At 34.5% G+C, this 12,666-nt stretch carries 10 protein-coding genes and 1 pseudogene; 7 read left to right on the forward strand and 4 right to left on the reverse strand.

Annotated features, from left to right (window positions below; all coding sequences use genetic code 11):
• The first annotated feature begins 110 nt into the window (after nt 1–110).
• The gene (locus AB8S09_RS14105; RefSeq protein ID WP_294182344.1) at nt 111–332 is read left to right on the forward strand and encodes a helix-turn-helix domain-containing protein; all 222 of its coding nucleotides are present in this window, start codon (nt 111–113) and stop codon (nt 330–332) included.
• A 94-nt stretch (nt 333–426) separates the two neighbouring features.
• Here the strand turns inward: AB8S09_RS14105 and AB8S09_RS14110 are convergent, their stop codons facing one another.
• The 3 genes from AB8S09_RS14110 to AB8S09_RS14120 form a co-directional block, all read right to left on the reverse strand.
• Nucleotides 427–1,632 (reverse strand): L-lactate MFS transporter, encoded by a 1,206-nt coding sequence (locus AB8S09_RS14110; RefSeq protein ID WP_294182345.1) that lies wholly within the window; start codon nt 1,630–1,632, stop codon nt 427–429.
• Between the two features lie 102 nt (nt 1,633–1,734).
• Nucleotides 1,735–2,457 carry a LytR/AlgR family response regulator transcription factor gene (locus AB8S09_RS14115; RefSeq protein WP_294182346.1) on the reverse strand — a complete coding sequence of 241 codons (723 nt, stop codon included), beginning with the start codon at nt 2,455–2,457 and terminating at the stop codon, nt 1,735–1,737.
• Between the two features lie 4 nt (nt 2,458–2,461).
• Nucleotides 2,462–4,114: a LytS/YhcK type 5TM receptor domain-containing protein gene (locus tag AB8S09_RS14120; protein ID WP_369869355.1), complete on the reverse strand. Its 1,653-nt coding sequence runs from the start codon at nt 4,112–4,114 to the stop codon at nt 2,462–2,464.
• Nucleotides 4,115–4,276: 162 nt separating this feature from the next.
• Here AB8S09_RS14120 and AB8S09_RS14125 point away from each other — a divergent pair, with 162 nt between their 5' ends.
• From AB8S09_RS14125 to AB8S09_RS14145, 5 genes are all read left to right on the forward strand, one after another.
• Nucleotides 4,277–5,191 (forward strand): ribonuclease Z, encoded by a 915-nt coding sequence (locus tag AB8S09_RS14125; protein WP_294182361.1) that lies wholly within the window; start codon nt 4,277–4,279, stop codon nt 5,189–5,191.
• Between the two features lie 7 nt (nt 5,192–5,198).
• Nucleotides 5,199–6,278: a PDDEXK nuclease domain-containing protein gene (locus tag AB8S09_RS14130; RefSeq protein WP_294182347.1), complete on the forward strand. Its 1,080-nt coding sequence runs from the start codon at nt 5,199–5,201 to the stop codon at nt 6,276–6,278.
• 83 nt (nt 6,279–6,361) lie between these two features.
• On the forward strand, nt 6,362–6,949 hold the full coding sequence (locus tag AB8S09_RS14135; RefSeq protein ID WP_294182348.1) for a protein kinase: 588 nt from the start codon (nt 6,362–6,364) through the stop codon (nt 6,947–6,949).
• A 121-nt stretch (nt 6,950–7,070) separates the two neighbouring features.
• Nucleotides 7,071–9,167 carry a YhgE/Pip domain-containing protein gene (locus AB8S09_RS14140; protein WP_294182349.1) on the forward strand — a complete coding sequence of 699 codons (2,097 nt, stop codon included), beginning with the start codon at nt 7,071–7,073 and terminating at the stop codon, nt 9,165–9,167.
• A gap of 28 nt (nt 9,168–9,195) precedes the next feature.
• Entirely contained in the window at nt 9,196–11,313 is a 2,118-nt protein-coding gene (locus AB8S09_RS14145) for a YhgE/Pip domain-containing protein (protein ID WP_294182350.1), read from the forward strand.
• 32 nt (nt 11,314–11,345) lie between these two features.
• On the opposite strand, the gene AB8S09_RS14150 is transcribed toward AB8S09_RS14145, so the two are convergent.
• Nucleotides 11,346–11,960, reverse strand: coding sequence for a manganese efflux pump (locus AB8S09_RS14150; protein WP_294182351.1), 615 nt, complete (start codon nt 11,958–11,960; stop codon nt 11,346–11,348).
• A gap of 163 nt (nt 11,961–12,123) precedes the next feature.
• On the opposite strand from AB8S09_RS14150, the pseudogene AB8S09_RS14155 reads away from it, so the two are divergent.
• Nucleotides 12,124–12,666 (forward strand): annotated as a pseudogene (locus AB8S09_RS14155) (methyl-accepting chemotaxis protein); the annotation flags it as partial.

Consider the following 12,666-nt stretch of genomic DNA (forward strand, 5'->3'; position numbering starts at 1 on the left):
AAATTTTAAAACAAAAAATAACAATTAAATAACAAAATCCCGCTATAAATTTTTATTAGAAAGTAATATAATTTAAAAAGAGAAGCTAATATTAAATAGGGGGTTTTCTTATGTTAAACGGAAAAAAGATTCGTGATATAAGAGTAAGTTTGGGATATACCACTTTGGATGTTCAAAATCTTACTAAAGATACCAAGTTTGAAACTTCAATTTCAAAATCTTATTTGGAGGAACTGGAGAGAGGAGATAAGAAAAATCCAAGCCTTGACAAAGTTTTGGTAATATCGAAGGTACTTGGCTGTAAAATCGATGATTTAATATTAAGTGCATGATGAACTTCTCACAATTAAATATTTTCTAAAATTCAGATAGAAAAGACAAAGCAGTTATAAATCCCCTTTGCGGAGATCCGTAACTGCTTTCTAATTAGGCTATATTTTTGTTAGAATTGGAATATCTGTTAGCTGAAACTACAGGCGGTTTTATAAATGCAAGTATTATGGAAGAAACCGCACAGAGTATCCCCATTATTATAAAGGTTTCTTTGAAATTTCCCGCGATTCCACCTATGAAAGAACCTGCCAGGGCGCCAAGCCCGAAACCCTGATATATGATTCCATAATTTTTGGTCTGATTTTCGAGCCCGAAAAATTCTCCTACTACAGGTGGAAATACCGTTATGTTTCCTCCAAAACAGAAGGCTATTGCACTTACACAAAGGGAGAAAGTTAAAAAGTTCAAATGTGCAAAGCTCAGTGTAAAAGTGGCAACAGTTGTGACTAAAAGTGACACAGATATAAGTTTCGTCCTTTCGAGTTTATCCGACAGGGAACCGAGAACTAATCTGCCCAGTGTATTGAATATGGCTACCAGTGCCACTGCATCAGCAGCAGTAGAAGCATTTATTCCAATTAATTTTACACCTATATCCTTTACGATTCCTATAAGATATAAACCGCTCATGCAGGTAGTGAACAGGGATATAAAAAGCAGGTATGCTTCTTTGGTTTTTAACATTTCCTTCACAGTGAAGTTTACATCCGATGTGAAGAATTTATTTTGAGGAACTGCATCTTTTAACAGCTGTGCTCCTGAGAATATGAGTATCATAACTATAATCCCCCAGAGAATGAAGGCAGCAGATACACCTTTTGAGGAGATAAATCCGGCGTTTATATATTTAAAGATCAGGCTTCCACATCCATAGGCACCTACGGATATTCCAGATATAAGACCCTTTTTGTCTGGAAACCACTTTATACAGTTGGACAGTGTTGTCATGTATGCGATACCATCCGAAGCTCCAACGATTACACCTGCTGTGACATATAACATCGGGAGAGAAGCTGCGGTAGAAGTTAAAATCAATCCTATTCCAAGGGTTATTCCGCATATTGAAATCAATTTTTTTATTCCCAGTTTTTCCTGGAGTTTTCCTGAAGCCAGTGTGGAAGATGACAGTGCAAAGCTGGTAATAGAAAATGTAAGGGCAACTTTATTTAAATCCCAGCCAAATTTATTTACAATAGGCTGATTAAACAAACTCCAGGTATAGATTGTACCTAATCCCAACTGCACAATTGCAGACCCCAATACAATTAACCATCGATTATTTTTTGGTATGCTTTTCATTTCATTCACCTCTTAAATTATTTCTTAACATTATTATAGAAGTGGTGAAATTTGATTTCACAATTTATGAATGAAATGTCAAAAATACTGCATGAAATACAGTTATATGTTCATTATCCTCCTGAATTCTTTTATATTGCCCCTGCTCACCGGAACCTGGAAATCCGTGCCGTCCAGCTTCAAGTTGTAGGTATTGTTAAACCAGGGAATTATTTCTTTTATTTTAGTTATATTTACTATATAGGATCTGTGGCATCTGAAAAATTTACTTTTTGGAAGTGTACTGTAAAAATCAGATATACTTTCATTTACAGAATATTTCTGATCTTTTGTGTACGCCACGGTTATCCTTTCCCTGGCGCAGCAGTAACATATATTATCCATGTCAACTACCATGATTTTATTGTTTTTCCACAAATTTATTTTATTTCTCATGCTTTTTTTAGGTGAATTATTGTTTTTTTCATCATAAACTCTTTCCAGCTTTTTCAACATGGATCTTATTCTGGATTCGTCATAGGGTTTCAGTATATAATCGAAAGCTTCAAGTTCAAAGGCATCTACGGCGTATTCCCTGTAAGCCGTGATGAATATTATAAAGGGTTTTCTTGAAAACTTGCTTATATTTTTGGCAAGCATAACACCATCTATAGAAGGGATGTTTATGTCAAGAAATATAGCATCAACTTCATTTTTCTGAATGAATTTAAGTACGTCAAGCCCGTCTTCAAATTCACCTACAATTTCAATGCTGCTGTAGTTTTTTATAAAATATTTCAATTCCTCCCTGGCTGTAAATTCGTCTTCTGCTATTATTGCTTTCATAAATTCACCTTCTAATGTAAAATTCTATTTTTGTACCTTTTTCCAACCTTTTGATTTTAAGGCCCCGGCCATATATAAGTTTTAATCTGGAATGTACGTTGTAAAGCCCGATCTTGTTTTCCGGCATCTCATCGTCATATATCTTGTCGATGATTTTCTGCTTTATTCCAACTCCGTTGTCCTCTATGGATATTTTTATTTTATCATCCATGTTTTTCACGCTTATTTTTACAGTGCCAGGACCCTTGGACTTAAGTATTCCGTGTATTATTGCATTCTCAACTAGAGGCTGTATTATTAAACTTGGCACTTTTACATCCACGTCATCTATATCATATACCATATTCAGCTTTTTTCCAAAACGTGCTTTTTCTATTTCTATGTAATCTTTCACCTGTTTCAGTTCACTTTTTATAGGTATGAATTCATCGTTCAATTCTAAATTAAATCTTAAATAACTTGAAAGATTTATTATAAGTTCCCGTGCCTTGTCAGGATTTATCCTTATGAATGAAGTTATGGCATTTAGTGCATTAAACAGGAAATGAGGGTTTATCTTCGTCTGAAGGGCTTTGATTTCGGCCTTTTCTGCCATTTCCTTGGCCTGCTCTACTTTGGAAACCTCCATTAGGGTGGATATAATCTGTGAAAGTCCTATGGCCAGGCTTTTTAGAGAATAGGTTATTTTATGGGCTTTCATATAGTATATCTTTAAAGCTCCTATGACCTCTTCCTTGTCTTTTAAAGGTATTATTATGGCGGATTTGAGCTTTGAGCTCTTGTTGTCTATATGGTCATCTTTTATAATTATGTTTCCACTTGATATTACTTCCTTTGTAGTTTCATTTAATATATGTGTACCTATATTGTAATATTCTTCTCCGACACCTGTGTAGGCAAGTATGTATTTGTTATCCGTTATGGAAACGGCATCCGCCTTTATATCATTTTTTATTATGCGGCATATTTTATCTAGTGAATTGCTGTTTATTTTTCTGAAATAGGGCAGTGTTTTATTTGCTATGCTGAGGGCCAGTTTTGCCTGCTTGGCGGCTATCATTTCTTTTTCATCCTCTACGTTTTGTACTAAAAGTACTATAAATCCCACGTTTACTTCGCCAACTATCATGGGAATTGCAATTTTTGAAATTATATCGATTCCCATACTGTAGGGCCTTGCAAATACAACTATAAGAACCATGGTGAGAGTCTCACAGAGCATGCCGGTTATTATACCTGCTATCCACTTGTACTTTTTCTTAAGCCTTGTATTTATAAGTCCTGAAGTTATTCCGGCTGTCACACTGCTTATGAGACAGGGGAGGGAAGTTATACCGTTTATATCTATCAGATACCTGTGAATTCCCGATACCACGCCGGAAGTTATTCCTACAATGGGACCGAACATTATGCCTCCTGATATTATGGTGACTATCCTTACATTTACGAGAGAACCTTCCACTCTAAGTCCTGTATAAGTTCCAGCTACTGAAAAAATGCTAAATATTACCGATATTATAGTAAGATCTTTTTTTGTGTAATTTTCCTTTTGAAATATATTTCTAAAATACTGTATCCTGGTTATAATGAATATGCAGATTATTAAAAGTGCTGCCCTTTCCATAAACTTGATCAGTATATCGTAAGTTTCCGCCAAAATTCTCCTCCTAAAAAATTTATTCTTGAATAGGTATATTTTATCACAGTTGTACTGATTTGTGTTATTATGTATATACTAAAAAAATGAGGCAGCAGCTGCTGCTGAATAATTATACAAAATTAATTGATATTACTCAAAAAAAGAGGCGATAATAAGCTTATGCTGGATTTATGTTTGCTTGGATGCGGGGGCAGTATGCCTGTTCCCGGAAGATGCCTTACTTCACTTATAGTTTCTTACAACGGAAGAAAACTTCTTATAGATTGCGGTGAAGGCACCCAGCTCAGTTTGAAAATTTCAGGATGGAAAATGAAAAATATAGATGTTATTTTATTTACTCATTTTCATGCAGATCATATAGCAGGACTGCCTGGACTGCTGCTTACCATAGCCAATTCGGGAAGGACGGAACCAGTCAGCATAATGGGTCCTAGGGGACTTTCAGAAGTAATCAATGGACTTAGAGTTATAGCCCCTGTGCTTCCATATGATGTAAATTTAATTGAACTTTGTGGGAATGGCAGTTATCATAGAAAGATAGGAAACTTTAATATAAATGTATTGTCAGTGGATCATGGTGTACCTTGTTTTGCTTATTCTTTGGACGTATTTAGAAATAGAAAATTTGATAGGGAAAAAGCCGTTGAAAATGGAGTACCTAAAATTTTTTGGAGCAGGCTTCAGAGAGGAGAGACAGTGAAGGATGAAAATCATTTGTACATTTCGGATATGGTACTCGGATGCAGGAGACCCGGATTAAAGGTGTCCTATTGCACAGATTCTAGGCCCACTGAAAGTTTGATAAAGTTTGTGCAGAATTCCGATGTATTTGTCTGTGAGGGAATGTACGGCGATGATAAAAATATTTCAAAGGCCGTAAAGTATAAGCATATGCTGTTTTCAGAAGCTGCATCTATTGCTAAAAATGCAAAGGTGAAGGAATTGTGGCTCACCCATTTTAGTCCTTCTATGTCTGATCCATATCTGTATTTAAAAGATGTTAAGGAGATATTTGAAAATACGATAATAGGAAAAGATAGATATGTGAAAAGTCTCAATTTTGATCTGGGGTGATTTTGTGATGGAAGAGTATCATAAGGATGTAGAAGATTTTTTAAAAAATTTGAAGGACGATGTGATTTCTTCAAGGAATAATTCTCTGATGGATGTTAATAAAAACATGTTTATGCTTTATTGGAGAATTGGCAACTTGATTTTAATAAGGCAGGATGAGGGGTGTGAAGATGAAATTATAGGCACCATATCTCAATATTTTAAGACTCAATTTCCAAATAATTTATGCTTTTCAGAAAAAAACCTGAAAGCCATGTTTAAATTTGCTGAAGAATATGAATCCAAAGAGCTTGTAGAAGACACTGCTTCTAAAATAGGGTGGTCATGCAGCATAGTTCTTGTAAATAAAGTAAAAAATTCAGACGAGAGAATAAAATATATGGATGAAGCTGTAAAAAAAGGATGGACATTGGGAAAGCTGGCTAGAGAAATAGATTTGAAATGTGGCATAGAAGGGGATGAAGAAGACAATGCAAATGGCGGCCAGAAAAGTAGTGATGATTCACCTTTTATAAAAGATATAATTCCCGATGAAGAACTAACTAAACCAGCTCGGGGCAGAGAAGAAAATTGCTCCTTAATATTGAATGATGAATATCTGATGGATTTTATAAATTGCATAAGCGGAGAGAGAAGTAGATATTTCCAGGATCAGTTTATGAAATGCACGGTGGAATTTTTTCTGGAACTGGACTGTGGTTTTGCATTGATAGGTAGTAAATATCATGTGGAATTTACAGGAGGGGATTCTTATATAGATTTACTTTTCTATAATTTGAAATTGAGATGTCATGTTGCGATTGAATTAAAGGTTGGAAAATTTAAGCCCGAATATCTTGGCATTTTGACTTTTCACCTTTCTATATTGGATGAATCGGTTAAAAGTGAGAATGATAGCAGCTCGGTAGGTATAATTATCTGCAAGGATTCTGAAAAACTGATTGTACAATATGCTTTTAAAAACATGGAAGAGTCCGGGAACAATGAGTATAGTCTAAATAAAAATATTCCGGTGCAGTTTCAAGGTATATTGCCCACGGTAGAAAGGATAGGCCGTGGAATTAAGGAGAAACTGGAGTTTGTATAATTTACAATTTATTTAAGTTTTTATCAAATTATTTAGCTCAAGCTCATACAATATAGTAACAGTAATTATGGAAGGGTTTGTTTATGGGTAAGAGAGAGGGATATTATATTGAGCTGGATGAAATAGCTGAAAATATGTTGAGAGATGCCAATTTTATTGGATGTGGTCATAATGGCATAGTATATTCACTTGGAGATAATAAGGTCATTAAAATATTTAAAAATAGGTATGTTTGCAAAAATGAATATGATATATTGAAAAAAACTGCGAAAAGCAGGTATTTTCCCAAAGTATATCTCCATGGAGATTATTATATTGTGAGAAGTTATGTAAGTGGAGAAAGGCTTGATTATTATATTAAGAAACATGGATTCAATAGAGAGATAGCTATTGACATAATCCAGCTTATAAAAGAATTTAAAAAACTTGGATTTACTAAACTGGACATAAGATGTAAGGATTTATATGTTGACGGTGATTTTTCCATAAAGGTCATAGATCCCAAAAATAATTATTCCAGAAGCTGTGATTATCCCCGACATCTTATGAAGGGATTGGGCAAACTGGGAGTGCTGGATGATTTTTTGGAAATTGTGAAAAAAGAATATAATGAGAATTATAAAAAGTGGAATTTTAAAATACGGAGATATTTGAAAAAAGGAATAAAATAATAGGAATTATTGTGTACCCTTGTGCTTGAAAAGTATGAGGGTATTATTTTTTATTTATAATCACATAATATTCTTAAAGTGAATTTTCAAGTAAAAGACATTTGACGTGGGAGTTTTGCAGGTGATAAAAAATATTGTGAATATATATAAAAGAGATATAAAGACTATGTTGGGCAGCAGGGCTGTATTTTTGACTATTTTGGGGATGTGTGTCCTGCCGTGTCTGTATACTCTGATAAATGTGGAAGCTATTTGGGATCCGTACTCCAGTGTCAAGACAAGTGACATTCTTATAGCTGTAGTAAATAATGATAAGGGTACTAGATTCCAAGGTAAAAATTTGAATCTTGGAAATAATGTTGTGGATAATCTCAGAAAAAATCACAGTATCGGTTGGAGATTTGTCAATTCAGGAGAGGCAGATCGGGGCCTTTTAGATGGGAAATATTACGCGGTAATTGAAATCCCGGAGGATTTTTCATTAAATATTACCAGTATAGCTGGAGATAGCCCGAGAAAAGCTCAGGTGTTCTACAAAGCAAATACGAAGAGAAGCCCTATGGCCATTAAAATTACTGATAATGCAGCAAGTTCTCTTGTGGATTCTATAAAATACAATTTTATATATTCAGTTAATAAGACTATATTTTCTTATTTGAACATTATAGGGAGAAAAGCTGAAAAAAACAAATATAATATAATAACTCTAAAGGATTCAATAATATTTCTGGGCGATAATATGGATTTTATAACGGCCGTGCTTGGAGGAATAAACGATAGCTCAAATAATCTTCTCATGCTCCTTGTCCAGCTGAAACCTGTTGTTTCTGCTTTGTACAATACAAGTACTATAGACGAAAATAATACCGCCAATGCTGACTTTATAAGATCTATACAATCTTCTTTCAACAATTCGATTGAAGATATCCAGATGGAACTGAACAATGCAGAGGCAAATGCCTATAGGCTTGAAGCTCTTGCCGGCAATTCTTCAAATATTGACTTCGCTGCAGACAAGATCGATTATCGGATATCAGCATTGAACAGTGAAGTGGATTCTGTAATGAATTTTTTGAAGGCAGTAAATAATTTTAATTACAATACTAAAATAGCCAGAATGTTGGATTCTTTGAAAGATATAAAAAATTCATTGGATAATTTAAAACAGCAGTTGAATAACAAAAATGGCTCTGTAGTAAATAGTGTGTCTGATGTAAGACGGAAATTGACGGATTTATCACGGGAATACCTGGATGAAGTGAAAGGACCGTTAAATAGCACAGCCGATGATCTGGTTAATTCCCTGAATGATTCCGCTGATATTTTAAATGCTGCAAAAGACATCAGCAGTCATGGAGTCAAATCCCTGGATATTTTAATAGATGGAAGCAGGCTTCTGGCTGACTCTTCTAAAAAACTTGAGAACAATATGAATGAATTTAAGGGTGTTATTTTAGATATAAGCAGCAGGCTTAAACTTGTCAGCAACAATGATATAGTGAAGATAATAACTGTATTTCAGAATAATCCTGGGCTTATGGGAAATTTTATATCCAATCCATTTAATATAGTAGAAGAGAATATATATAGAGTTCCAAACTTTGGTTCCGCATTTGCACCCACTTATATGACACTTTCAATATGGATTGGATGCACCATGCTTGTAGCAGTACTTAAAACAACTGCGGTAAGATTCAAAGGTACTGGATACATTACTTTAAGGGAAGGATATCTTGGTAAAATGCTCTTATTTGTTTCGCTGTCTGCAGTGCAGTCGCTTATAGTCGTATTTACCACTAAGTTTATTCTTCATGTCTATACGCGGGACTTTTTTCTTATGATAATGATTGGCTTGATTTCATCTTTTACATTTTCAACAATAGTGTATACTCTGGTATCTATATTTGGGAATCTTGGAAAGGCTGCTGCGGTTGTACTTGTTGTGGCACAGATTGCAGGAAGTGGTGCTACTTATCCTGTGCAGCTTGTTCCGCTTGCTTTTAGAATAATCCAACCCCTATTTCCCTTTACTTATAGTGTGAGCGGTTTTAGAGAGGCGGTTGGAGGACCTCTTGTGAGCACTGTGATTATAGATGTTTCAGTATTGTTTATAATGGCTTCAGCCAGCATATTGGCCGGATTATTTTTGAAGAGACCTTTATATAAGATGACTGGCAGACTTCATGATAAATTTGTAGAATCAGGTTTCGGAGAGTAAATTGAAGACAGCGGTAGGAGGAACTTATATGAGAACCGTATTTAGAATATTAAAAATGGATCTGCGGAATATAACAAGAAGTTTTCCCGTATTTATAACAATTTTAGTGTTCTGCCTGCTTCCAGCTTGTTATGCTGTTATAAGTATAAAAGCCTCATGGGATCCTTATTCTGCAGCCAATACAAGCAGACTTCCCATTGCAGTTATAAACAATGATGAAGGAAGCAGTGTCAACGGAAAAAATATAAATATAGGTGGTCAAATTATAGGTGAATTGAGAAAGAATAAAAGTATGAACTGGATCGTGATAGACGAGTGGCAGGGAAATTACGGACTCAATGCAGGAAAATACTATTCGCTGATAGAGATCCCGGCTGATTTTTCCAGAAAGCTTTTAAGTGTTACGACTTCTCATCCCGAAAAACCCAATATAGTATATAGATCCAATGAGAAACTAAATCCCGCAGCTACTAAAATCACAAATACCGCCAAGAATTCTCTTACCGATGAGATTAAGTCTAGTTTCATAAAGATAAGCAGTAAAGAAGTGCTTGAACAATTAAATTCAATCGGAATAAAATTAAATAAAGACAAACCCAAGATTCTTGAACTTAAGAGCACTTTAGAGGATGCAATTTCGACTATTGACGATGTAAAAAAATATTTAAGCAGAGTTAGGGAAAATTCCAGGGAAATGGGAACTTATTTGGGTAGAGTAAAAGATGATGTTCCAAGACTTTCCGATGAGGTGAGATCTCTAAAAGACGTTTTAAAGCAAGAAAAATCCATTGTTCAGTCTGCTAAGCAAGCTGTAAATTCGGCACAGGGTGATCTGGCCGAAGGTGTAAATGAAATTCAGTCGCTGAATTCACAGGCTCAGTCTCTTTTATCAAGTATAGAAAATCATGCTGTTGGGAACGATGTGCTGAAAGATATAGATGATGCAGAAGAGTCTGCAATAGAAAGAATCAACGGTAATATAAAGGTGATAAATGCTATGAACGGATTTTTACCGGACAATGTGACAGGGAATCTTATAGGTATTTTTACGAAAATGAAAAACTCAATTGAAGTTGAAAGAGGTTATATTTCTTATATGAGACAGCTGCTGGAAAATAATGCTCCCGATGAAAGTATAAATTCAGTCCTGAATCAGTTGACAGTGACAGCAAATGACATATCATCCTATTTAAATGAAGTTCAGCCGTTGAACAGTATGGGCAGCAGTATTGACGATAATTTAAAAAATTATGACAATATGCTCCAGTCCATGGGGACAGTTGCTTCACAGCTTGATTCACTGGCAGATGCAGGCACTTTAATCAACCAGGCATCAGTTCGACAGATAGATCAAATGAGTAAAAGAGTTGGAGATATTGAGAGCAAATTGAATGATTTAGATATCAAAATGAAGACAGTTAATGAAAAAAGTTTGGATAATATAATAGGTATTATGGAAAAAAATCCGGATCAAATTTCAGATCTGCTGTCATCTCCAGTGGAACTGAAAAATGTGCAGCTCTATAACCTGGGCTTATTTGGATATGCTGTAACTCCTTTTTATACCACATTGTCCATATGGGTAGGGGTTCTTCTCTTTGGTATTATACTTACTTTAAAATACAAAAAATCCGATGTTGGAATAAAGCTTAATATGGCACACAGGTATTTTGGAAAATTACTTTTATTTATAATACTTTCTTTTATACAGACTTTGATTGTTTTATTTGGAGAGTTTTTCATCCTCGGAATAAGACCCGAAAGTGAAATTACCATGGTGATTGTTGCACTGACTACCAGTATAGCATTCACAAGTATAATATTTACACTCATATTTACATTTGGAAATTTTGGGAAAGGTATTTCTGCTATAATTATGATTCTTCAATTGTTTAGTACAGGCGGGATATATCCTATTGAGATTATTTCATCAAGGCTTGCTGCCCTGGCACCGTTTTTACCTTTTACATATAGTATAGGTGGACTGCGAGAGGCGATGGCCGGCCCAAATTGGACCAATTTATCCAAATCGCTGATGATATTGTTCTTTTTTGCAGCAGGTTTTCTACTTCTTGTTCCCATAAAGAAAATTTTTCACAAGCCCATAAGCAGGATGGAAAGTGAATTTCAGAGATCAGGATTGTGAGGCCGGGTAAAATGTCTAAGTTATATATGTTTTTAGTTAAAAATTTCCATGACCCCAAGTATTATTAAAAGTATTCCTGAAAACAAAGGTGCATATTTCCCGAGAAATTTGCCTATTATATGGGTACCCATGGATTCACCGAATTTAACTGTAAGTATGCTCAATGTGAATGTAAACAGGACTGTGAGGCCGATATTTATTTTAGTTATGCTCGCCACTATTCCAGTCCCGATATTATTAAAAGTTAATCCGAACGCTACAAATAGAGCTTCTCTGGTGCTTATATCCCCGGAACTGTCAAAGTCTGATTTTTCGGCGTATTCAATCATTTCATCAATATCTTTCAGTGCAAGTTCTTTTGACTGTGTATTATTTGTGGATTTTATTATACTCTGAACTGAGAAATATGTTCCCAAAATAATAAGGATTAATGCCCCCAATATGTTGCTTACAGAACCGGGCAGAAATTTAGACATGTATGCTCCCGCGGACATGGATAAAAAAGTTCCGGTAGATGTTATCAGAGCTATTATGATATTTTCAATAAAATTTATTCTTATTTTTTTTATTCCATAGGCAGTCCCCACAAGTAGGTTGTCTAAATTTGAAGATATGCTGAACAATAATGCAGATAATAGTGAAATCATACGAATTTCTCCTTTTATTAGTTATATTTATAATATATGGATTGAAAATCCATATAGTGATTAAAATTAAATAGGATTTAAAGTCTATAATTTAAAGTTCGATTATAAAATTAAGGATTTAGATTGTTAAATCTTAATAATATATAAAATGGGGGTAAGATCTATGGAAAATTACGGCAGTCGGAAAACTCATTTGAAATTTAAAATATTGTCTGTTCCTGTAATTATAATAGCTGCAGTTATTATATTAATATCAGCTGCATCAGTATGGATAGCTAGAAATAAGATCGTTTCTCAGATGGAAAACGATGGTATGATGATGGCAAATCAGATTTCCAATGATATGACTAATAATCAAGAAACTATGAAGACTTTGAATGGTTCTATAGAAACCAGGATAATTACTTTATCGAATTTTATAAAGGACAACAACGATAAGGTGAATAATGATTATCTAGCTGTTCTTGCCAGGGAGTTTCAAATAGATGAGATAAATGTTTCAGATCCTTCTGGTAAAATAATATATTCAAACTTACCTGGTAGTTTAGGATACATGTATAAGAATGGAGATGAAACCTATAAAATATTAAAAGATGGAAAAAATGTTGTCATGGAAGACATGAGGAAAAGCACTAAAAGTGATAATTATTACAAATATGGTGCTGTGAAGAATTCAGACGGTGGAATCATACAGATAGGGGTGCTG

The organism is Clostridium lapidicellarium (assembly GCF_041224415.1).
In the GTDB taxonomy this organism is placed as follows: domain Bacteria; phylum Bacillota; class Clostridia; order Clostridiales; family Clostridiaceae; genus Clostridium_B; species Clostridium_B lapidicellarium.

Excerpts from the sequence above, each read along its gene's own strand:
- AB8S09_RS14105 (WP_294182344.1), top strand. The coding sequence starts at position 111 with ATGTTAAACGGAAAAAAGATTCGTGATATAAGAGTAAGTTTGGGATAT.
- AB8S09_RS14110 (WP_294182345.1), bottom strand. The coding sequence starts at position 1,632 with ATGAAAAGCATACCAAAAAATAATCGATGGTTAATTGTATTGGGGTCT.
- AB8S09_RS14115 (WP_294182346.1), bottom strand. The coding sequence starts at position 2,457 with ATGAAAGCAATAATAGCAGAAGACGAATTTACAGCCAGGGAGGAATTG.
- AB8S09_RS14125 (WP_294182361.1), top strand. The coding sequence starts at position 4,277 with ATGCTGGATTTATGTTTGCTTGGATGCGGGGGCAGTATGCCTGTTCCC.
- AB8S09_RS14130 (WP_294182347.1), top strand. The coding sequence starts at position 5,199 with ATGGAAGAGTATCATAAGGATGTAGAAGATTTTTTAAAAAATTTGAAG.
- AB8S09_RS14135 (WP_294182348.1), top strand. The coding sequence starts at position 6,362 with ATGGGTAAGAGAGAGGGATATTATATTGAGCTGGATGAAATAGCTGAA.
- AB8S09_RS14145 (WP_294182350.1), top strand. The coding sequence starts at position 9,196 with ATGAGAACCGTATTTAGAATATTAAAAATGGATCTGCGGAATATAACA.
- AB8S09_RS14150 (WP_294182351.1), bottom strand. The coding sequence starts at position 11,960 with ATGATTTCACTATTATCTGCATTATTGTTCAGCATATCTTCAAATTTA.